This window comes from Pelomonas parva (genome assembly GCF_043555835.1).
Classification (GTDB): Bacteria; Pseudomonadota; Gammaproteobacteria; order Burkholderiales; family Burkholderiaceae_C; genus Pelomonas; species Pelomonas parva.
The window spans coordinates 186,102-207,534 of the sequence record NZ_JBIGHV010000005.1; the positions used below are offsets into that span (position 1 = coordinate 186,102).

The 21,433-nt window shown below is 67.3% G+C and carries 19 protein-coding genes; 3 read left to right on the forward strand and 16 right to left on the reverse strand.

From position 1 onward, the window contains the following. Positions 1–85 precede the first annotated feature (85 nt). From ACG00Y_RS14660 to ACG00Y_RS14675, 4 genes are read right to left on the reverse strand one after another with little or no spacing between them, the layout of a single operon-like run. Positions 86–964 carry a Tim44 domain-containing protein gene (locus ACG00Y_RS14660; RefSeq protein ID WP_394480015.1) on the reverse strand — a complete coding sequence of 293 codons (879 nt, stop codon included), beginning with the start codon at positions 962–964 and terminating at the stop codon, positions 86–88. Between the two features lie 60 nt (positions 965–1,024). Continuing rightward, a complete protein-coding gene (locus ACG00Y_RS14665; protein ID WP_394480017.1) occupies positions 1,025–1,729 on the reverse strand; it encodes an SDR family NAD(P)-dependent oxidoreductase in 705 nt (234 codons plus the stop codon). Beyond that, positions 1,730–2,320, reverse strand: coding sequence for an RluA family pseudouridine synthase (locus ACG00Y_RS14670; protein WP_394480018.1), 591 nt, complete (start codon positions 2,318–2,320; stop codon positions 1,730–1,732). Then, positions 2,320–3,222 (reverse strand): DMT family transporter, encoded by a 903-nt coding sequence (locus tag ACG00Y_RS14675; protein WP_394480020.1) that lies wholly within the window; start codon positions 3,220–3,222, stop codon positions 2,320–2,322. Before ACG00Y_RS14675 ends, ACG00Y_RS14670 begins: the two co-directional genes overlap by 1 nt. A gap of 62 nt (positions 3,223–3,284) precedes the next feature. Here ACG00Y_RS14675 and ACG00Y_RS14680 point away from each other — a divergent pair, with 62 nt between their 5' ends. Then, on the forward strand, positions 3,285–4,271 hold the full coding sequence (locus ACG00Y_RS14680) for a quinone oxidoreductase family protein (RefSeq protein ID WP_394480022.1): 987 nt from the start codon (positions 3,285–3,287) through the stop codon (positions 4,269–4,271). Positions 4,272–4,319: 48 nt separating this feature from the next. Here the strand turns inward: ACG00Y_RS14680 and ACG00Y_RS14685 are convergent, their stop codons facing one another. The 12 genes from ACG00Y_RS14685 to ACG00Y_RS14740 form a co-directional block, all read right to left on the reverse strand. Continuing rightward, positions 4,320–4,904 (reverse strand): FxDxF family PEP-CTERM protein, encoded by a 585-nt coding sequence (locus ACG00Y_RS14685; protein WP_394480024.1) that lies wholly within the window; start codon positions 4,902–4,904, stop codon positions 4,320–4,322. A 29-nt stretch (positions 4,905–4,933) separates the two neighbouring features. Next, positions 4,934–6,445, reverse strand: coding sequence for a hybrid sensor histidine kinase/response regulator (locus tag ACG00Y_RS14690; RefSeq protein ID WP_394480026.1), 1,512 nt, complete (start codon positions 6,443–6,445; stop codon positions 4,934–4,936). Between the two features lie 83 nt (positions 6,446–6,528). Further along, positions 6,529–7,017: a signal peptidase II gene (gene lspA, locus ACG00Y_RS14695; RefSeq protein WP_394480028.1), complete on the reverse strand. Its 489-nt coding sequence runs from the start codon at positions 7,015–7,017 to the stop codon at positions 6,529–6,531. A gap of 7 nt (positions 7,018–7,024) precedes the next feature. Further along, positions 7,025–9,847, reverse strand: a complete 2,823-nt coding sequence (gene ileS, locus ACG00Y_RS14700) for an isoleucine--tRNA ligase (protein WP_394480030.1) — start codon at positions 9,845–9,847, stop codon at positions 7,025–7,027. A gap of 73 nt (positions 9,848–9,920) precedes the next feature. Next, the gene (locus ACG00Y_RS14705; RefSeq protein ID WP_394480031.1) at positions 9,921–10,937 is read right to left on the reverse strand and encodes a bifunctional riboflavin kinase/FAD synthetase; all 1,017 of its coding nucleotides are present in this window, start codon (positions 10,935–10,937) and stop codon (positions 9,921–9,923) included. A 22-nt stretch (positions 10,938–10,959) separates the two neighbouring features. Next, the gene (locus tag ACG00Y_RS14710; RefSeq protein WP_394480624.1) at positions 10,960–11,673 is read right to left on the reverse strand and encodes a pseudouridine synthase; all 714 of its coding nucleotides are present in this window, start codon (positions 11,671–11,673) and stop codon (positions 10,960–10,962) included. Positions 11,674–11,716: 43 nt separating this feature from the next. Next, complete coding sequence (locus ACG00Y_RS14715) at positions 11,717–12,844, reverse strand: acyl-CoA dehydrogenase family protein (RefSeq protein WP_394480033.1); 1,128 nt, start codon at positions 12,842–12,844, stop codon at positions 11,717–11,719. Between the two features lie 15 nt (positions 12,845–12,859). Next, complete coding sequence (locus ACG00Y_RS14720; RefSeq protein ID WP_394480034.1) at positions 12,860–14,059, reverse strand: acyl-CoA dehydrogenase family protein; 1,200 nt, start codon at positions 14,057–14,059, stop codon at positions 12,860–12,862. A gap of 141 nt (positions 14,060–14,200) precedes the next feature. Further along, entirely contained in the window at positions 14,201–15,121 is a 921-nt protein-coding gene (gene xdp1, locus ACG00Y_RS14725) for an exosortase-dependent surface protein XDP1 (RefSeq protein WP_394480035.1), read from the reverse strand. Positions 15,122–15,273: 152 nt separating this feature from the next. Then, positions 15,274–18,126 (reverse strand): XrtA/PEP-CTERM system TPR-repeat protein PrsT, encoded by a 2,853-nt coding sequence (gene prsT / locus ACG00Y_RS14730; protein ID WP_394480037.1) that lies wholly within the window; start codon positions 18,124–18,126, stop codon positions 15,274–15,276. 56 nt (positions 18,127–18,182) lie between these two features. Then, positions 18,183–18,821: a retropepsin-like aspartic protease family protein gene (locus ACG00Y_RS14735; protein WP_394480039.1), complete on the reverse strand. Its 639-nt coding sequence runs from the start codon at positions 18,819–18,821 to the stop codon at positions 18,183–18,185. Between the two features lie 169 nt (positions 18,822–18,990). Continuing rightward, entirely contained in the window at positions 18,991–19,479 is a 489-nt protein-coding gene (locus ACG00Y_RS14740) for a YajQ family cyclic di-GMP-binding protein (RefSeq protein ID WP_394480041.1), read from the reverse strand. A 94-nt stretch (positions 19,480–19,573) separates the two neighbouring features. Between ACG00Y_RS14740 and murB the strand changes: the two genes are divergently transcribed. Together murB and ACG00Y_RS14750 are read left to right on the forward strand one after the other, a co-directional pair. Continuing rightward, complete coding sequence (gene murB / locus ACG00Y_RS14745; protein WP_394480626.1) at positions 19,574–20,602, forward strand: UDP-N-acetylmuramate dehydrogenase; 1,029 nt, start codon at positions 19,574–19,576, stop codon at positions 20,600–20,602. Continuing rightward, entirely contained in the window at positions 20,599–21,417 is an 819-nt protein-coding gene (locus ACG00Y_RS14750; RefSeq protein WP_394480043.1) for a DNA ligase, read from the forward strand. Before murB ends, ACG00Y_RS14750 begins: the two co-directional genes overlap by 4 nt. Positions 21,418–21,433 lie beyond the last annotated feature (16 nt).

Sequence of the window (21,433 nt, forward strand, 5' to 3'; positions counted from 1 at the left end):
GAAATGGGCGCTCGGAAGCGCCCATTTTCGTGCCGGTCCGGCTCGGGTCTAACCCGGGATGCCGGTCGTCATGGTCTGGCCTGGATCAGGCCGTCTGCTGGATGCCGGCGATCAGCCAGCCCTGGCCGGACTGGACCAGATGCCAGACCTCGTCGAAGTCGGCGGCTGCCTGCTCACTGTCCTCGCGCACCAGGCCCCAGAAGCGCACCGACACGACTTGCTCGCCGTTCTCCGTCGCCACATCGACGACGCTGGCATCGAGCTGCAGTACCTCGGTGCGTTGCTCCTTGCTGCCGCGCTCCAGCAGGTCGTGCTGGATGCTGGCGTACATCTGCGGCGTCGTGAAACGGCGCAGGTCGGCTTGGTCGGCGGCGTCGTTGGCGGCCTGCAGGCGGATGAAGACCTGCTTGGCGATCTTCTCGAAGCCATCGGTGTCGAAGCCTTCCGGCACTGCGGCCGGCGCGCTGGCGGCGGCCGCGCCGCCCATGGCGCCTGCGGCGGGCTGCGGGTTCCAGGCCGGCTGCTGCGGCTGCGCGTCGAAGCGCGAGACGTTGGCGCCATTGGCGCCAGCCAGTTGCGGCTTGCGGCCGCCGAAGCGGCGCATCAGGAAGCCGATGACGACGACCGCCAACAGGCCGAACAGCACCATGGTCATGATGTTGGCCAGCTCGGCGCCGAAGCCGAGGTGGCTGGCCAGCGCGGCCAGGCCCAGGCCTGCGGCCAGGCCGGCGATGGGGCCCATCCAGGAGCGCTTGGGCGCAGCGGCTGCACCGGCGGCCGGCGTGGCCGCAGCCTGCTTGGCAGGAGCGGCCTGTTGAGGCGACGGGGCCGGCGTCTGCGGCGTCGTCTGGGTGGGGACGTTGCGCTTCACGCCACCGCCGCCCAGGCGCTTGGCCTCGGCGTCATGGACGGGCAGTGCGAAGGCCAACAAGGCGGCCAGGCTCACAGCGAGGATGCGGTTCACGTGCAGTCTCCAGAAGATTGGGAATGAGCCCAGCGTAGCTGAGGACTCGGCTCAGCATTTTCAAGCATCGCGGATGTCGGCGACGGTGGTTTTGCCGAAGTGTGGACTAGCCAGGAACTGAATGATGGTGGATGCCGTTGCCTCGGCCGTCTGCAACTGCCCTCCATCCTTCAGTCCCTGGAAGCGCGCCTGTTCGGGGAACTGAGCCGGGTCGGCGCCGCGCAACTGCACCTGCATGTCGGTGTCGATGACGCCGGGCGCCAGCGACACGACGCCGACGTCGGGCGCCTCCAGTGCCAGTGCGCGGCTCAGATGGTCCAGCCCCGCCTTGACGGCGCAGTAGGCCGAGCTGCCGGCCATGGCGCGGCGGCCCAGGCCGGAGGAGATGTTGAGGATGCGCCGCCTGGGCACGCCGGCGGTCTCGGCCAGGAAGACGCGGCTCAGCAATGCTGGCGCCTCCAGCCCCACTCGCAGTGCGGCGGACAGCGTGGCCAGGTTGGTCGCGGCCAGCGGGCCGGGGGCGCTCAGCAGTGCGGCGTTGTTGATCAGCGTGGCGCTCTCCCAGCCCGCGTTGGCGCGCAGCCAGGTCTGCAGGCGCTCGGCGGCGGGCAGCGGGTCGGCGAGGTCCAGCGTCCATTGCTCGGCCTTCAGCGCCGGGTTGAGGCGACGGGCGATGCCGACGACGGCGTTGCCGGGCTGGGTCAGCTGTTCGGCGAGGGCGGCGCCCAGGCCGCGCGAGCTGCCGGTGACGAGGTAGAGATGCATTCAGAACTCCGGTGGGCTGGAGAAGCAATGGCCGCTAACGCGCAGTTCGCTTGCATGCAGCAGCAGGCGCGGGCTGGTGGCTGCGATGTCGGGCGCGGCGTAGAGGGTATCGCCCAGGATGGCATGGCCGATGTGGGCGAGGTGCACGCGCAACTGGTGGGTGCGGCCCGTGAGCGGCTCCAGCGCAACGCGCGTCGAGCTGCCTTCGTGGCCGATCACGCGCCAGCGCGTCTGGGACGGCTTGCCGCTTTCAATGTTCACCTGCTGGCGTGGGCGGTTGGGCCAGTCGGCACCCAGCGGCAGGTCGATAACGCCTTCGCCTTCCAGCCGGCCGGCGACGACGGCGACATAGAGCTTCTCGACGCGGCGATCGGCGAAGTCGGCGCTGAGCTCGCGCTGCGCCTGCACGCCACGCGCAAACAGCAGCAGTCCGGACGTGGCCTGGTCGAGGCGATGCACGACGAGGGCGTCGGGGTAGAGCCGCTGGACCCGGGCGCTTGCGCAGTCCGGCTCGGTGCGGCCCGGCACGCTGAGCAGCCCGGGCGGCTTGTCGATGACGACCAGGCGGTCGTCCACGTGCACGATGCGCATCAACGTGAGGACACGAGGATGCCTGCCGCGATCAGCGCGAAGGCCGCGCCGTGGTACCACGCCGGCATGTGGCCGAGCAGGGCGGCCGAGATGATGGCGGCGAACACCGGCGTCAGGTTGACGAAGAAGCCGGCCAGCGCCGGCCCTGCCTCCGCCACGCCCAGGCCCCAGCAGCGGTAGGCGATCAGCGACGGGCCGATGGCGACATAGGCCAGAGCCAAGACCAGCGTCGGGCTCCAGTGGATGGCCGCAGGCGCGACGGCCTGCTCCACGCCGGCCGACACGGCCGAGAACACCACGCCGAACATCAACTGCGCCATCAACGCCTCGGCCCAGTTCCAGCCGGGCTTCTCGCCCGGCCGCAGGCCCTGCATTGGCCGCGCCAGAATCCACGAGTAGACGGCCCAGGTGAAGATGGCCACCAGCATCAGCAGGTCGCCCGGCACGAAATGCACGGCCAGCAGCGCCGCCGGGTCGCCGCGCGCGATGACCAGCGCCACGCCGGCCAGCGACAGCACCGCACCGGCCCACTGACGGCGGGTCGGTTTCACGTCGTAGAACAGGGCGCCGACGCCCAGCATCCACACCGGCATGCTGGCGGTGATCAGCGTCACGTTCAGCGGCGACGAGGTGTGCAGCGCCAGGTACTGCAGCGCGTTGTAGCAACCCATGCCGAGGAAGCCCAGCCAGGCCAGGCTGCGCCAGCGCACCAGCGCCTCGCGCGGATGGGCCAGCAGGCGCCAGGCCAGCGGCGCGAGCAGCAGCAAGGCCAGCCCCCAGCGCAGCGCGTTCAGTGCCATAGGCGGGATGTCGTTGCGCACCAGCCTGCCGACGACGGCGTTGCCGGCCCACAGCAGCGGCGGCAGCGTCAGCAGCAGGGCAAGGCGTGGGGTCAGCTTCATCAGCGGCGACGCGGTGGGCAAAGGGCTGGCACGATAGCCGACCTTGCAATTGGAGACGCTGCATGAGCGACAAGGCCGTGGTCATCGAGGCCCCCGGCGGGCCGGAACAACTGAAGCTGGTGGACGTGGAGGTCGGCGCGCCCGGCCCGGGCGAGATTCGCATCCGCCACGCGGCCTGCGGCCTGAACTACATCGACGTCTACCACCGCAACGGCGCCTACCCGCTGCCGCTGCCGGCCCGGCTGGGCATGGAAGGCGCGGGCGTCGTCGAGGCGGTGGGCGAGGGCGTCACGCACCTGGCACCCGGGGACCGCGCCGCCTACGCCAGCCAGCCGCCGGGCGCATACGCGACGGCGCGCGTGATGCCAGCAAAGGCGGTGCTGAAGCTGCCCGACGCCATCGCCTTCGAGACGGCGGCAGCCATGATGCTCAAGGGGCTGACGGTGCAATACCTGCTACGCCGGACGTTGCCGCAGGGCGGGCTGCAGGCGGGTGATTTCATCCTCTTCCATGCCGCCGCCGGCGGTGTCGGCCTGATCGCCTGCCAATGGGCACGGGCGCTGGGCCTGCAGTTGATCGCCACGGCAGGCAGCGCCGAGAAATGCCAACTGGCGCTGGAGCACGGCGCGACCCATGCGATCGACTATCGCCGCGAGGACTTCGCCGCCCGGGTGCGCGACATCACCGGCGGGCGCGGCGTGAAGGTGGTCTACGACTCGGTGGGCGCGGACACCTGGGAGGGCTCGCTGAACAGCCTGGCGCCCTTCGGCCTGATGGTCAGCTTCGGTGGCGCCTCCGGGCCGGTGCCGGCGTTCAACGTCGGCACGCTGGCGGCCAAGGGCTCGCTTTACCTGACGCGGCCGACGCTGTTCACGCACATCGCCACGCGCGAAACCACCCAGGCGATGGGCGACGACCTGTTTGCGATGGTGGGCAGCGGGCAGGTCGGCATCCGCATCGACAAGCGATATGCGCTGGCCGACGCCGCCGAGGCGCATCGCGACTTGGAAGCGCGCCGCTTGCTGGGCAGCGCTGTGCTGCTGCCCTGATAGGACAAAGGCCGGCAGAGCCGGCCTCTGTCAGCGAAGCAGTTCGATTCAGCGGCTGCGGCGACGCACGATGGCACCGACAGCGGCCAGACCGGCCAGCATCAGCGCATAGCTTTCGGGCTCGGGCACAGGCTGGGCAGCGATGTTCAGCGAGCCGGTGAAGCCTGTGGTGCCACCGATGAGATTGCCGGTCACCACGATGGTGTGCGGGCCGCGCGTCAGCCAGCCGTCGTTGTAGGTCCAGAGGTCGACGCTGAAGAAACCGGGAACGCCGTCGTCGATCAAGGCAAAGGCGCTCACCCCATCGATGGTGACGTTCGTCACGTCATACCCTTGCGTCGCTCCGGCGCTGGCCTGCACGACGAACGGAAACAGATCGAAGTCGGTCCAACCCGCGAACTCGGGACCGGACAGGTCGAAGGTGAACTCGTTGTCGCCAGTTGCCAGGCCGTTGAAGCTGGCCGACCAGATGCTCGGATCAGTCGTGTCCTGGACCAGCGTGAGGGGCGTGCCAGCGAAAGCAACGCCGCAAATCAGGGCGGCGGCAAGTGCAACGGCATTTCTCAACATGACAACATCCTTCGATTTAGGGGATGTCGCCAGTATCGGCCGCAACTGGTTACATCGACGCATCAGCTCGCCCCCCGGTTCGCGTGGGTTGCCTAGGCGGCCCGAACCTCGCACTGGGGTTCTGGCTCCGCCAGCCGTTGCCCCACCAGCCCCACCGCAATCTCGAAGCTGAAGCTGGAGCCCACGCCCGGCGCGCTTTCCACGGCCACCTCGCCGCCCATCAGGTGGACTAGGCGCTGCACGATGGTCAGGCCCAGGCCGGTGCCGCCGTAGCGGCGGGTGATGCTGCCGTCGGCCTGCGTGAAGGGGTCGAAGATCTGGCCGATCTGGTCGCGCGTCATGCCGATGCCGGTGTCGGTCACAGCGATGCGCAGGCGCAGCCGATCGGGGCTGTCGTCGGCGTGGGCGTCGGCGCGGGCAATCTCGACGCGGACTTCACCGTGCTCGGTGAATTTCAGCGCATTGCCGATCAGGTTGATCAGCACCTGGCGCAAGCGCAGCGCATCGCCCACCAGGTCGGCCGGCACGCCCGGCTGCACGAGCGCGTGCAACTGGATGCCCTTGTCGTGCGCCTGCAGCAACAGCGGCTGAACGGCCTCGCCGAGACAGTCGTGCAGGCTGAACGGTTGCTCGTCCATGACGATGCGGCCGGCCTCGATCTTGGCCACGTCCAGCAGGTCATTGATGATGGTCATCAAGCCCTTGGCGGACTGGTGGGCCATGCCGATGAAGCGGCGCTGCCGCTCGCTCAGCTCGGTCTGCAGCACCAGCTCGGTCAGGCCCAGCACGCCGTTCATGGGCGTGCGGATCTCGTGGCTCATGTTGGCCAGGAAGCTGCTCTTGGCCTGGCTGGCGGCCTCGGCGGCCTCGCGGGCGGCGACGAGGGCGGCCTGGCTGGCCTTGAGGTCGGCGATATCGCGTGCGTTGAGCAGCATGACGGTGTCGCCGGTGATGGGGTCGCGCATGGGTCGCGCGTCCAAGGCATGCCAGCAGGGGCCGGCCAGCGTCTGCAGTTCGACGTCCTGGCGGCAGGTCTCGCCGCGCTGCACGCGGGCGAGGATGCCGGCCGCGTCATGCCAGTGGGCAAACAGGCGGCTGAACTCGCTGCCGCCAGCGGGTGGCGGCGTGTCGCCGAAGGTCAGCGCGGCGGCGGGGTTGCGCATCAGCAGCTCGCCGCCCTGCAGCGTGAAGACGGCGATGCGCGCGGAGGTGTGCTGCAAGGCCTCGACGCCGCGCAGCATGGACAGGTCGGCGCCGCCGCCCAGCGAGTCGGCCGCGAACAGCATGACCTGGCGGCGGTCCGGCGTGCGCATGCCACGCGAGACCAGCATCACCGAGGTGGGCTCGCCCTTGGGGTAGAGCGTCCACAGCTCGCGGACGATCTTGCCCTGCGCATGGTCTGCCGCCGTGACGGCCAGGCGCTCCTGCACGGCGTCGCCGTGCTCGGAGAAGTCGCGCGACAGGAACTCCTCGGCGCTGTCGGCATGCCAGAAGCGCAACGCCGCAGCATTGGCCCAGAGGTTGCGCCGCTGCTCGGGGTCAAAGACCCAGAGTGGCACGTCAAGCCAGTCGTAGTGGCTCAGGCTGGCGAAGTCGAGGAGCATCGGAGGCGAGATAAAGGCGCGCGATTGTCACTTTCCGTCACACGAGCCCGTGTGAACGAATGCACGGCACGCATCTCGGCGGGTCAGCCTTTACGGACGCGCCGCAGTTCGTCCAGGATCAGCAGCACCGCGCCGACGGAGATGGCGCTGTCGGCGACGTTGAAGGCCGGGAAATACCAGCCGCCGGCGTGAACCTGGATGAAGTCGACGACGTAGCCGTGGACCGCGCGGTCGATGACGTTGCCCAAGGCGCCGCCCAGGATGAGGGTCAGTGCCCAGGCGAACATGCGCTGTTGGCCGTGGCGACGCAGCATCCAGATGATGAAGCAGGCGGCCACCAGCCCCAGGCCGATGAAGAACCAGCGCTGCCAGCCGGACGCCGTGTGCAGGAAGCTGAAGGCGGCGCCGTAGTTGTGGGCGCGCACGAGGTTGAAGAAGCCGGTGACGGGGCGCGTGTCACCGAGCTGGAAGGCGCCGATGACGAGCACCTTGGTGAGCTGGTCGGCGACGATGATGAGGGCGGCGACGAGCAGCCATTGCGACAGGCCGGGCGTGGAGGAGGTCTTGGGCATGGCGGGCTCAGGCGATGGTGCGGGTCTCGCCCGTGCCGTGCAGGTTGCTGTCGCAGCGACCGCACAGCGTCGGGTGGGCGGCGATGCTGCCGACATCAGCGCGGTAGTGCCAGCAGCGCTCGCACTTGGCGTGCGGGCTGGGCGTGACGGTGACGCCCAGTTCCGTCGCCGACACCAGCCTGACCGCCGATGTGATGAAGACGAAGCGCAGGTCGTCGCCCAGGCTGGCGAGCAGCATCTGGTCCTGCTCGTTGACCTTGAGCACCAGCTCGGCTTGCAGCGAGGCGCCGACGGCACCCGTCACGCGCACCGCCTCGATGGCCTTGTTGACCTCGTCGCGGATGGCGTGGATGCGTTGCCACTTGGCAAGCAGTGCGGCGTCGGTCTTGCCAAAGTCCCAGTAGGTCTCGGTGAAGATGCTCTCGCCCTTGCCAAAGATTGCCCAAGCCTCTTCAGCGGTGAAGCTGAGGAAGGGCGCCATCCATCGCAGCATGGCGTGCGTGATCTGCCACAGCGCCGTCTGCGCCGAGCGGCGCGCGAGGCTCTTGGGCGCGGTCGTGTATAGGCGGTCCTTCAGCACGTCCAGGTAGAAGGCGCCGAGGTCCTCGGAGCAATAGACCTGCAGCTTCGAGACCACAGGGTGGAACTCGTAGCGCTCGAAGTGGGCCAGGATGTCGGCCTGCAGCTCGGCGGCGCGGGCCAGCGCGTAGCGGTCGACTTCCAGCAGGTCTTCAGGCGCGACGGCGTCCGTCGCCGGGTCGAAGTCGCTGACGTTGGCGAGCAGGAAGCGCAGCGTGTTGCGCACGCGGCGATAGCTGTCCACCACGCGCGCGAGGATCTTGTCGTCCAGGCCGAGGTCGCCCGAGTAGTCCGTTGCGGCCGTCCACAGGCGCAGGATCTCGGCGCCGTATTTGTCCGACACGGCCTGCGGCGCCACGACGTTGCCGTCCGACTTGCTCATCTTGCGGCCCTTGCCGTCGACGACGAAGCCGTGGGTCAGCAGGCCCTTGTAGGGTGCGCGGCCGTACAGCGCGCAGGCGATCAGCAGCGACGAGTGGAACCAGCCGCGGTGCTGGTCATGGCCTTCCAGGTACAGGTCCGCCTCGGGGCCGGTTTCGTGGCCGGCGCCCTTGTGGCTGCCCTTGAGCACATGCTCAAAGGTCGACCCGGAGTCGAACCAGACATCCAGGATGTCGTTGCCCTTGGTGTACTGGGCGGCTTCCTCGCCCAGCCACTCAGCGGCGTCCAGCTTGGACCAGGCTTCGATGCCGTTGGCCTCCACCAGCTGCGCGGCGCGCTCGATGAAGTCCAGCGTGTTCGGGTGCGCCTCGCCCGTGTCCTTGTGCAGGAAGATGGGCAGCGGCACGCCCCAGCTGCGCTGGCGCGAGATGCACCAGTCGGGCCGGCCGGCGATCATGTCGTGCAGGCGGGCGCGGCCGTTCTCGGGATAGAAGCTCGTTGCTTCGATGGCCGCGAGTGCGGTCTTGCGCAGGCTGTCCGGCGCCTTATCGGTCGTGAACAGACCGTCGCCCTCGTCCATACGCACGAACCACTGCGCGGCGGCGCGGTAGATGACCGGCGACTTGTGGCGCCAGCAATGCGGGTAGCTGTGCGTCAGCTTGGACTGGGCCATCAGGCGGCCGTTGTCCAGCAGCGTCTGCGCGACGACCGCATTGGCCTTCCAGATGTGCTGGCCACCGAACAGCGGCAGGTCGGCCGCGTAGGCGCCGTTGCCCTGCACGGGGTTCAGGATGTCGTCGAAGGCCAGGCCGTGGGCGACGCAGGACTGGAAGTCGTCCAGGCCATAGGCGGGCGCGGAGTGGACGACGCCGGTGCCGTCCTCGGCCGTCGCGTAGTCGGCCAGGTAGACCGGGCTCTCGCGGTCATAGCCGGGGTGCACGTGCGCCAGCGGGTGCTTGAACTTCAGCAGCTCCAGTGCGCGGCCGGGCACGGTGGCGACGACGCTGCCTTCCAGTTGCCAGCGCGCCAGGCACTTTTGCACCAGCGCCTCGGCGACAACGAAGTAGCCCTTGGGCGTGTCGACCAGCGCGTAGGGCAGCTCGGGGTTGAGGTTCAGCGCCTGGTTGGCAGGGATGGTCCAGGGCGTCGTTGTCCAGATGACAGTGAAGGCGTCCTTGGTCAGCGGCGCGACACCGAAGGCGGCGGCGAGCTTCTCGGGTTCGGCCGACAGGAAGGCCACGTCCACGGCGGGAGACACCTTGTCCGCGTACTCGATCTCGAACTCGGCCAGCGAAGAGCCGCAGTCGAAGCACCAGTACACCGGCTTCAGGCCACGGTAGACGAAGCCGCGCTCGAACATGCGCTTCAACACGCGGATTTCGCCGGCCTCGTTGGCGAAGTTCATCGTGCGATAGGGGTTGTCCCACTCGCCCAGCACGCCCAGCCTCTTGAAGTCCGCGCGCTGGCCGTCGATCTGCTCGCCGGCATAGGCGCGGCTCTTGGCCTGCACCTCGTCGCGCGGCAGGCCGCGGCCGAAGGTCTTCTCGATCTGGTTCTCTATCGGCAGGCCGTGGCAGTCCCAGCCCGGGATGTAGGCTGCGTCGAAGCCCGCCAACTGGCGTGCCTTGACGATCATGTCCTTCAGGATCTTGTTGGCGGCGTGGCCGATGTGGATCTGACCGTTGGCATAGGGCGGGCCGTCGTGCAGCACGAACTTGGGCGCACCGCAACGGGCGTCGCGCAGGCGCTTGTACAGGCCTTGCTCGTCCCAAGACTTGACCCAGCCCGGCTCGCGCTTGGGCAGGTCGCCGCGCATCGGGAAGGGCGTGTCGGGCAGGTTGAGCGTGGCGCGGTAGTCGGGCGTGGTCATGGCATGCGGCCAGGCGACTAGCCTGGCGGTCAAAAAACGGGGGAGGGCGGTCGAAGAGCGGCGGGGAGCCGCTTCAAATTCGGTCGCGCGTGGTCTGGCGGCGCTGGGCGGCGTGGGTGGCCAGAAAGGCGCGTGCTGCCTCGGTGTCGGCGGCAATGGCGGCCGTGAGCGCATCCAGCCCGTCGTACTTGGCTTCGTCGCGAAGTTTGTGCAGCAGTTCCACGCGGGCGAGTTTACCGTAGCCCCCCTCGGGAGACAGTGGCCAGCTCAGGCAGTGCACCTCTAGCAGGACCCGGCCCGCGTCCTCGACGGTGGGCCGGCGACCGAGACTGGCGACACCGGCCAAAGGCTCTGGCGACAGGCCATGCACGAGGACCGCGAAGATGCCGCTGGCGGCCGGCTTGTCGTGTGCGAAGCGCAGGTTCAGCGTGCGAAAGCCATCGGCGGCGCCGGCTGCGGATTCGCCCAGTTGGCGCCCCAGCTTGCGGCCATGCGTGACATGACCCGTGATGGCATAGGGCCGGCCGAGCAGCGCTGCCGCAGCCGCCATGTCACCGTCGGCAAGCGCCTCGCGCACGGCCGAGCTGCTGACGCGCAGGCCGTGCACTTCATAGCTCATCATGCGGGCCACGTCGAAGCCCTTCGCCTGACCGGCGGCGTCCAGCGTCGCATAGTCGCCCTGCCGCTTGGCGCCGAAGCGGAAGTCGTCACCGACCAGCACGTAGCGCGCGCCCAGCCCTTCCTGCAGCACCCGGCGGATGAAGTCCTGCGCCGGCAGCGAGGCCAGCTGTTCGTCAAAGCGCAGGATGACGACCTGGTCGACACCGCAGCGCTCCAGCTCAACCAGCTTGTCGCGCAGATTGGCGATGCGGGCGGGCGCCAGCTCCGGTTTGCCGGCTTTGGTGGCGAAGAAATCGCGCGGATGCGGCTCGAAGGTCATCACGCAAGTCGGCAGGCCGCGGTGGCGGGCCTCGGACTGCAGCAGCGCCAGCATGGCCTGGTGGCCGCGGTGCACGCCGTCGAAGTTGCCGATGGTCAGCGCACAGGCAGGCGCGATGCCGGGGTGGTGAAAGCCTCTGAAAACTCGCATCGGGCTCATTGTCCCTGCTGCGTCACGAGCCCCAGACCTCGGCAGGGCTCGAAACCCAGCGCCATTCACCGGGCTTGAGGTCGGCCGGCAGCGTCAGCGCACCGAACTGCGGCCGGTGCAGCGCCTCGACGCGGTTGCCGACGGCCGCGACCATGCGCTTGACCTGGTGGTACTTGCCTTCGATCAGCGTCAGCCGCAGCAGCGTCTCGTCGACGATCTCGGCGCCCTCGGCATGGGTGATTTCGCTGCCCGGCTTGCCTTCGGCCTCGCGCAGCTCCACGCCGGTCTTCAGCCGCTCCACCATCTCGGCCGTCAGCGGATGCTTGCAGCGCGCCTCGTAGACCTTGGGCACATGGTGCTTGGGCGAGGTCAGCTTGTGGATCAACGTGCCGTCGTCGGTCAGCAGCAGCAGGCCGGTCGTGTCTTCGTCCAGTCTGCCGATGGGTTGCACGCCGCGCTCGCGCAACGGCGCGGGCAGCAGGCTGAGCACGCTGGGGTGGTGCTTGGGCTTCTGTGAGCACTCATAGCCGGCGGGCTTGTTCAGGAGGACCAGCGCCTTGTCAAAGAAGGGCCAGGTCTGGCCGGCGACCTCGAACTGAAGGCCAGCCGTGTCGAACTCGGCCCAGGGCTCGTCGACGACCTCGCCCGCAACCTTGACCTCGCCGTGGCCGATCAGCCCAGCGCACAGGCGCCGGGTGCCGAAGCCTTGGGAGAACAGGATCTGGTCGAGTCGCAGCGGTTTGGCCATGCCCCAGATTGTCGGGCCTCGGCCCCGCATCTCAGGCAAACACGCCGGCCGTGTCCTGCATGCGCTGGCTGATTTCGCCGAGGTGGTGCAGCGTGTCGCCCCACTGCATCTCCATGACGGTCAGGCGCTTGAAGTAGTGGCTGCCGGCATATTCGTCAGTGACGCCGATGCCGCCGTGCAGCTGCGTGCATTGCTGGCCGACGAAGCGCATCGAGTTGCCGAGCTGGACCTTGGCTTGCGACAGCGCGCGGCGGCGCACGGCGGGCATGTCGCCCAGGCGCAGGGTCGCGTAGTAGCTCATGGAGCGGGCCAGTTCGAGCTGCATCTTCACGTCGGCGATGCGGTGCTTGAGGGCCTGGAAGCTGGCGATCACGACACCGAACTGCTTGCGCGTGTTCATGTATTCGACGGTCAGTGCCAGGTATTTCTCCATGACGCCAATCGCTTCGGCCGCTTGCGCAGCGATGCCGATGTCCGCGGCCAGCTCCAGCAGCGCGAGGCCTTGGTCCGGGCCGGCGATGAGCTGGGCGGGCGTGTTGTCGAAATGAACTTCGGCCGCGCGGGAGCCGTCGTGAAGCGAATACGGCCGCGTCTGCACGCCGGCGGCCGAGCGCTCGACGAGGTAGAGGGCAACGCCGTGCGGCGCGTCGTCGCTGCCGGCGAAGCGGGCCGGCACGATGAAGGCATCAGCCACGTCGCCTGCGGGCACGAGGCTCTTGACGCCGGTCAGCCTGCCGTCGACGGCACGTGTGGCGACCCGGTTCAGGCGGTAGCGCGACCTGGCCTCCTGGTGTGCCAGCACGACCAGCGCCTCGCCACCGGCAATGCGCGGCAGCCAGGCGGCCTGCAGTTCGTCCGGCGCCTGGCTCAACACGGCCGGCGCGATCAGCGCGCCCTGGGCCACCGGCTCCATGACGAGACCCCGGCCCAGCTCTTCCATGACCACCATGGCCTCGACCGCGCCGAAGCCGAGGCCGCCATGGGCCTCGGGCACGGCCAGCGCGGTCAGGCCCAGGCCGGCCAGGCCGTCCCATGCGGCACGGTCGAAGCCACCTGCCCGCGCGATCTGCGAGCGGCGCTCGAAGCTGTAGTCCTTGTCGACGAAACGGCGCACCGCGTCGCGCAGGGCTTCCTGGTCTTCACTGAAATCGAAATCCATGTTCTTGTCTCCCGCTCAGCCGAGCACGGTCTGGGCAACGATGTTGCGTTGCACTTCGTTCGAGCCGCCGTAGATCGTCGTCTTGCGGACGTTCAGGTAGTTGCCGGTCAGCGGGATGGCATGCGATGCACCGCCCAGCCAGGCGCCGCCCAGCCACTGGTCGCCCTGCCAGCCGGCTTCCATCGCCTCGTGGATGTGGGGCAGGGCCAGCGGGCCACCGGCCAGCATCATCAGCTCGGTGTAGCGCTGCTGCAGCTCGCTGCCGCGGATCTTCAACAGGCCCGCGACGTCCAGCGGCTGCTTGCCCGTGCGCTCGCCGGACAGCACGCGCAGCACCATCATTTCCAGCGCGACGACATCGACCTCGCACAGCGCGATCTGGTCGCGGAAGCGCTGGTCGTCCATCAAGCCCTCGGCCTTGGCGATGCGCTTGAGCCGCTCCAGCTCGCGCTTGGCGCGGTTCACGTCGGCGATGTTGGTTCGTTCGTGCGAGAGCAGGTGCTTGGCATAGGTCCAGCCCTTGTTCTCCTCGCCAATCAGGTTCTCGGCCGGCACCTCGACGTTGTCGAACCAGACCTCGTTCACCTCGTGCTCGCCGTCCAGCATGATGATGGGCTTGACGCTGACGCCGGGCGTGGTCATGTCGATCAGCAGGAAGCTGATGCCGGTCTGCGGCTTGCCCTCAGAGGACGTGCGCACCAGGCAGAAGATCCAGTCGCCGTACTGACCCAGCGTGGTCCAGGTCTTCTGGCCGTTGACGATGTACTTGTCGCCCTGGCGTTCAGCGCGGCACTTCAGGGAGGCCAGGTCGGAGCCCGAGCCAGGTTCGCTGTAGCCCTGGCTCCACCAGACCTCGCCGCTCATGATGCCGGGCAGGAAGCGCTGCTGCTGCTCCGGCGTGCCGAAGGCCATGATGACCGGCGCCACCATCACCGGGCCGAAGGGCACGATGCGCGGCGCGCAGGCGAGGGCGCATTCCTCTTCAAACAGGTGGCGTTGGATGGCATTCCAGCCCGGGCCGCCGAACTGCGCGGGCCAGGCCCAGCCATGCCAGCCCTTGGTGCCCAGGATCTTGGCCCAGCGCTGCAGGTCATCCTTGTTCAGGCGCAGCGCGTGTCTCACCTTGTGGGCGATGTCGGCCGGCAGGTTGGTGCGCACCCATTCGCGCACCTCGGCGCGGAAGGCCAGCTCCGCATCGGTGAAGTTGAGGTCCATGTCTCGCTGCGTCTGATTGGAATGCCGGGCGTTTTAGCACGGTCGTTCGTATCTGCGCTGTCCTGCCAGGGACAGCGTGGCGAGTGGGCTCAAAAGCAAAAAGGCACTCCGAAGAGTGCCTTTCGTGCGGCGTGCCGATGCTCAGCCTTGCGCGGCGCGGCGACGGCGCACACCCAATATGCCAGCCAGTGCGACACCTGCAAGCGCCAAGCTGGTCGGCTCCGGCGCCTGGTTGGTGGTGACGTCCTTGCTGGCGAAGGTCAGCAGCTTGATGTAGTCATTGTTGGTGTCAAACGTGGCCCCACCGCCGAAATTGCTGTTGTAGGCGGAGATCAACCACCAGCTCGACACGACATCCTTCTTGCCTCCAGCCGCGTCACCGTCGTTAACCGTGCGCGTGACGTTGGTGCCGCTGGAATAGTTGGCGGCAGGGCCTGGGTCGAAACCATTCGCACCGCTGTCTTCGATGAGTGCCCATCCGGCACCGGCGGTCAGCGTTGATGCGGACTTGCCGACGACCAGAGCATCGGCCTTTTGGCCGTCATTCAAGCCTGCGCCGAAAGTTCCTGTGTAGGCCATCAAGGTGAAGTCGGCGTCATTCTGGCGCCAGCCAATCGTGACCTTGTCGAGCGCGACTGCAGTGTCGAACTTCAGAAGGATCAGGTCCGGTGCACCATTCGTCGGGCTGTTGTCCAGCGCGTGTTGCGGCGACCCGGTGTTGGTCGCAATCTCGTAGGCGCTCTTGACGGCGACGCCGTCGCTGCTCATCGCAGCCAGTTGAGCATCCTGGTAGGTGCCCGTGGCGCCCGTGACTGCTCCCGACGTATTTCGGACGGCACCTGCGCCATAGGCCCACATCGTCAGGCCGTTGGTGTCGCCGTCGGTCGCCGCGCATTTCGCCGAGTTGCCAACGGTCGTGCCGAGGTTTGTGCCGATGGCCGCCTGGCAGGCACTGGCGTTGATGCCCCAAGTCGACGCAGCTTGGGCTTGTGACATGGCTGCCAGCAAAGTGCAGCCCGATACCAGGGCTAAAGCCAACTTCCGTTTTGCAGCAATGGTCATGAATTTCTCCGATTTGCTCGTTCTATTTGAATCACATCGAAATTAGCAAATTCAATGCCAGATTCGTGAAGCTATGTCCGACAGGCACTTAGACGCGCATCGAAACTTTGTGTGACTGAAATGTAAAGCCTTCCGACGGTAGATCCATCCCCTCACTTGAGTGCATCTAGCAGTCGTTTGGCGGCCTCGCGGCTCTCAAAGCTTGGGTAGTCCCTGATGGCTGCAGTCAATTCCTCGCGGGCCTCCGTGCGCTTGCCGACTTTTGCCAACACGGCAGCGAGGTGGTACCGGATGTCGGGGTTGTTGGGCGCGCGCAGTCGCGCATCGCGTAACTTGATCAAAGCGGCGTCGGTCTGGCCGTCCTCGAACAGGGCCCAGCCCAGCGTGTCGGTGATCAGGGCGTTGTTCGGCCTGATGAGCAAGGCTTTTTCGGCCGTCTGGATTGCAGCCTTGGGATTCTTGAGGGCCAGATGGACATTGCTGAGGTTGTTCAGGGCCTCGGCGTCGGCGTCAGCGATTTTCAGCACGGCTTCGTACTCTGCTTTCGAGCGCGCGAAGTCGGCGTTCCGAGCATGGTGGTTGGCCAGTGCCTTGCGAATGTTCAGGTCGCGGGGATTGCGCTTCAGCCAGGCCTCGGCCGCAGCGCGTGCTTCCCCGGGTTGGCCTTTGGCGCTCAGCAACTCGAACAGGGGTCGCAAAGTGGTCGATGTTGGCTGTACGCTGAAGGCTTGGCGGTACGCCGCGATCGCTGCGGCGGGTTGTCCGCGGGCCGCCGCAATGTCGCCCAGCAACTGGTGGCCGACAGGGAGTTTTGGGTGCTGCTGGATGATGCGCTTGGCGCGCGCTTCAGCCATGGCTGACTCATTGCGCTGCAGATCGATGGTGGCCATCAGCACGTTGGCGGGCAGGAAATCCGGGCTGCTGCCGAGTGCCTTGTCGAGGCTGTAGTTCGCCGCAGCCAGGTCGCCGGCGGTCACCTGCATCGCGGCGATGTCCGTCTGGATCTGTGCATTCGACCCGGCGCGGCGGGAGGCGTTCACAAGTGTGTGGCGTGCGCCGCTCGCATTGCCGTTTGCAAGTTGTGCACGTGCGTAGATGGACAGAATCCCTACGTCATCAGGTGCTTTGGCAAGCAGGCTCTTGGCGGCCTCCATGGCCTGGCTGGGGCGGTTGAGCTTGAGGTGCATTTCCACCAGCGCAAAATCCGCGCGAGTGTCGGTTTTGGCGGAAAGCTGAGCCACGTTCTCAAGCAACCGCTGTGCTTCATCAAGCTTGCCCATTCGCTGTTGCAGCACGGCCTGGTCGAACATCGCTTCGGTGTTTCGCTCATCCAACTTCAGGATGGCCTTGAGTCGACGCGAGGCGCTTTCGTAGGCGTTGGCCGCGATGTCGAGGCGGGCCAATCCGAGTTGTGGGGCGATGAGCTTCGGGTCCGCCGCGTAGGCCGCCTCGAAATGTCGACGGGCGGTGCCGAAATCACCCGCCTTGGCCCTGGCCACGCCGGCGAGGTTGAGGAAGACGGCGTTGCCAGCTTGCTGCTTGAGCAGTGCATCAGCGACTTCGACGGCCTTGGCGGGGAGGTTCTCGCGCAGATACAGCGCGATCAGACCCATGCCGGCTTGGACCTGACGCGGATCTTTCTTGAAGGCGGTGAGCAACTGCGCACGGGCGCTGCTCGAGTCGCCGCCCTGATAGAGGGCCATGCCCAGGGCGGTGTGGAACTCAGGGCGATCCCGGGTCTTGAGGGCTTCCTCCATCAATTGGCTGGCCTTGTGGTGCCGGCCCTTGCCGAGATAGGCGGCGGACAGCATCGTCAGCGCCTGACCGTCGTTCGAGACGAGTTTGAGGTAGGACTCAAGCACCTCGATGGCCTGGTCGGGGTTGTTTTCCTGCAGGCTGATTCGCGCCAGCATCTTGCTGGCCGGCGTCATGGGTTGGGCGCGGCAGAAGAGTTCGAGGAAAGGTTTTGCCTTGCCCAATTCATCCAGCTCGTAGTGAGCCATGCCGGCCAGCAAGAGCAGCTGCGGACGGTACCGTATGAACTCGATGGGGACCGGATCGAGCAGGGCAACAACTTCCTGCAAGGCCGCTTTGGCAGCCACGCGGTCGCCGGCCCGGCTGGACAGCAGCGCCTTCAAGTAGGCGGCACGAGGTTCGCGCAGCAACTGCTTGCGCGCGGCTTCAACGTCAGCAAGCGCATCTGCGTCGCGGTGGCTGTCGATGTAGAGACCCGCGCGCGCCAGTCGTGACTCGATGTGACGGGTGTCGAGTTTCAGGGCCTCGCTGTAGCCGGCGATTGCTGCCGCGATATCGCCGCTGAGGTGACTGATGCTCGCGCGCTGGTAGTGAGCCTCGGCAAGGTTCGGGGACAGTTTGAGCGCTGTGTCTGCGGCAAGGGTGGCCTCTTTGAACTGGCGCGCACGTACCCGCACCGGCACCTCGGCAAGCCAGGTTTCCGGCGCGTTGCGATCAATCGCGCGGGCCTCTTCGATGGACTGGAGCGCGTTGGCCTGGCTACCTAGGTCTGCATAGGCAGTTGCCCGCTGAAGCAGGACTGCCAGCCGCACGCTGTTGGGCAGGCCGGCTGGCGCCATGCGTGCCTGCTCCAGCAATTGCTGGTGCTTGCCCTGGGCCAGCAGCGCCTGACCCAGGATGACCGCCACTTCGGCCCTATCCACACCCAGTCGCAGCGCCTCGGCGATGGCAACCTCAGCGGCAGCGACCTGGCCGTCCATCATGAGTGCGCGTCCAAGCAGCAACTGGACCGGAAGCAAGGTCTTGTCGATCTGCAGGGCATTCTTCAGTTGGACGATGGCGCCGGAAACGTCCTTCCTGTCGAAACGAACCTGCGCGTCTTCGTAGTAGCGCGCGGCCTTTTCCCTGGATGTCTGTGCCGAGACAGGCGACATGGTCCCCGCCACCAGCAGCGCGCAGAGCAGGCCGGCCAACCTAGGGCTGAAGTGGGTGCGGGCAGATTGGCCTGTGAGGCCATTGAATTTGGTCATGACGCTCTGTTCAGGCGCGGGTGGGGCCGGATGATAGGGGCGGCCCCGTTGCCGGATCAGTAGCGAAGCTCCAGCGTCATGACATCGTTCTCGCGCCGCATCTGGAAGCGGTTCAGGAAGCTGTTGCCCAGCAACACATCGTTCATCTGGCCTGGAATGACGATGGCGACGACGTCGCGGACTTCGACCTCGCCGATGCGGATGCTGGCCAACTGGATCATGTACGCCGGCACCGCGCCGTTGGCGGTCTGCGTGACGATGCGCTTGCCGTTGACGAAGCGCAGGCCCAGGCGCTCCGCCTCGATCTGGCTGATGGCGACGCTGGTGGCGCCGGTATCGACCAGGAAGCTGGTGACGTGGCCATTGATCGTGCCCAGCGTCGTGAAATGCCCGCCCGGGCCCATGGGCATGACGATGTGGCGCGGCGGCGCCGTTGTCGGCACGATGCGGCCCGGTGCGGCGCCGAGGACCAGGGTCTGGCGCCGGCCGGCGATCTCAACCGTGGCGCGGCCGTTCTCCAGTGCGACCAGCCGGACGCCCTTGGACACCTCGCCCATGCGGATGGTGCGAGGCTCGCCATCGATGAGGAACAGCGCTGCGCTGGTGCCCAGCATGCCATTGAGCTGCACCTGTGCCGGCGGCGGCAGCGGCTGCGCCGTCGCCAGGCCCAGGCCGAGCAGCAGCGGCACAAGCATGACGCGGCGCACGAACGTGGCGTATTCCGGGCCGAGCGCCGGGCCGCTCCCAAGCCGGCCCGGCTGGCGATGTGCTTGCCGGTCGAACCGGCAAGCATCGCCGTCCCCTTGGGGGACCGACCGGGCGCGCCCGCGTGCAGCGGTGCAGGGCTGGGCGAGGGGTGTCACTTCAGTCCCGGAAGTTGTTGTAGGTCAGCGGCGTGTCGCTGAAGCTCTTTTTCATGTGGGCGATGGCCGTCTGCAGATCGTCACGGTTCTTGCCGGTCACGCGCACGGCGTCGCCCTGGATGCTGGCCTGGACCTTGAGCTTGCTCTCCTTCAGCGAGGTCACGATCTTCTTGGCCAGCGTCGCCTCGATGCCTTCCTTGATTTTGTAGACCTGGCGCACCTTGTCGCCGCCGAGCTTCTCGATCTTCTCCTGCTTGTCGAGGAAGCTGATGACGACATCCTGCTTGGTCAGCTTGCCGTAGAGCACGGCCTCGATCTGCTCCAACTGGAAGTCGCTGTCGCCGGTGGCGTGGATTTCCTTGTCCTTGAGTTCGACCTTGGCGCCGGTGCCCTTGAAGTCGAAACGGGTGCCGATTTCCTTGATGGCGTTGTCGACGCCATTGCGGATCTTGACGTGATCGGGTTCTAGGACGGTGTCGAAGCTGGGCATTTGCAGAAGAGGTGTGTGGGTCTGCGAAAATTTTCCCATGTCCTCGCCCTCACAGACCCCCTTGAACGAAGTGCCTAGCGGCGTGCCGATTCCCCTGCGCATCGAAACCGACGTCAATCTCAAGCCCTACAACACCTTCGGCCTGCCCGCTGTCGCCAAGCGCCTGGTGCGCATCCGCGAGGCGGCGGACGTGCGCCGGGTCGTTGATCACCCGGAGTTGGGCAGGGCGCCGAAGTTCGTGCTGGGGGGCGGCAGCAACCTCGTGCTGACCAAGGATGTGGAGGCCGTCGTGCTGAAGGTGGAGATTGCTGGCATCCGCCTTTTGGAGGAGCGGCCGGACGCCTGGATCGTCGAGGCGGGCGCGGGCGTTGTCTGGCATGAACTGGTCACGTGGACGCTGGACCATGGCTTCCCTGGCCTGGAGAACATGGCGTTGATCCCGGGCACCGTGGGCGCGGCGCCGGTGCAGAACATCGGCGCCTACGGCATTGAGGTGAAAGACCGGCTGGAGGCGGTCGAAGTGATGGACCTCATCACCGGCCGGCCGGCGCTGCTGCCGGCCGAGGTCTGCCGCTTTGGCTACCGCGACAGCGTCTTCAAGCACAGTGACTTCGGCGGTCTGGCCGGCAAGAGCGTCATCACGAAGGTGCGCTTTCGCCTGCCCCGGCCGTGGCAGCCGGTGCTGGGCTATCTGGAGATCGAACGCAAGATGGCCGAGACGGGCATCGCGGCGCCGGACGCGCGTCAGATCTACGACTGGATCGTCGCCGTGCGCCGCGCCAAGCTGCCCGACCCGGCGGTGATCGGCAACGCCGGCAGCTTCTTCAAGAACCCGGTCGTCACCGCCGAGCAGTGCAAGGACATCATCGGCCGCGACCCCGGCATCGTTCACTATCCCATGCCCGACGGAAGCGTGAAGCTGGCCGCCGGGTGGATGATCGACGCCTGCGGCTGGAAGGGGAAGATGGTGGGCGGAGCGGCGGTCTACGAGAAACAGGCGCTGGTGCTGGTCAACAAGGCGGACGCGCGCGGCGCGGAGGTCGTGACGCTGGCCCGAGCCATCCAGGAGAGCGTCTACGGGCGCTTCGGCATTCGGCTGGAACCGGAACCGGTGGTGGTATGAGGCTCGGCCGGCGCGCGCTGCTGGCGTGGCTGGGTTCGGCCGCGCTGCCGGCGGCCGCGCTGGAGCCGCTGCTGGCGCGCACGGCGCCGGCAGGCATCGACCCCAAGCGCTACCTCGTCAGCGAGAAGCTGGATGGCGTGCGCGCGCTGTGGGATGGCACGACGCTGCGGTTTCGCAGTGGCCGTGTGATCGCCGCGCCGGCATGGTTCCTGGCGGCGCTGCCCAGGACACCGCTGGACGGCGAGCTGTGGATTTCACGGCGCAGCTTCGATGTGCTGTCGGCTGCGGTCAGGCGCGCCGAGCCGGTCGACGCCGAATGGCGCCGCATCACTTACCGCGTGTTTGAGCTGCCGGCCGGTGATGGCACGTTCGAGCAGCGCGCTGACAAGATCAAGTCGCTGGCGAACGACATCGTCGTGCCGGTCGAGCAGCAGCGCCTCAAGTCGAATGCCGAGCTGCGTGCGAAGTTGAAGCAGGTCGTCGACGCGGGCGGCGAAGGCCTGATGCTGCACCGCGCCGATGCGCCGCTGGCGTCCGGCCGCAGCGACCTGCTGCTCAAGCTCAAGCCTCATGCCGACGCCGAAGCGGTCGTCATCGGCCACGAGCCCGGCAAGGGTCGCCTGGCGGGACAGCTCGGCGCGCTGGATCTGCAGACGCCGGAGGGCGTGCGCTTCAAGCTGGGCACCGGCTTCACCGACGCCCAGCGTCGTGACCCACCGGCCATCGGCGCGACGGTCACCTACCGCTACCGCGACCTCACCCCGTCAGGGAAGCCGCGGTTCGCGAGCTTCCTCCGCGTCGCCGAGACGTTCTAGTCAGTCGGTGACAGAG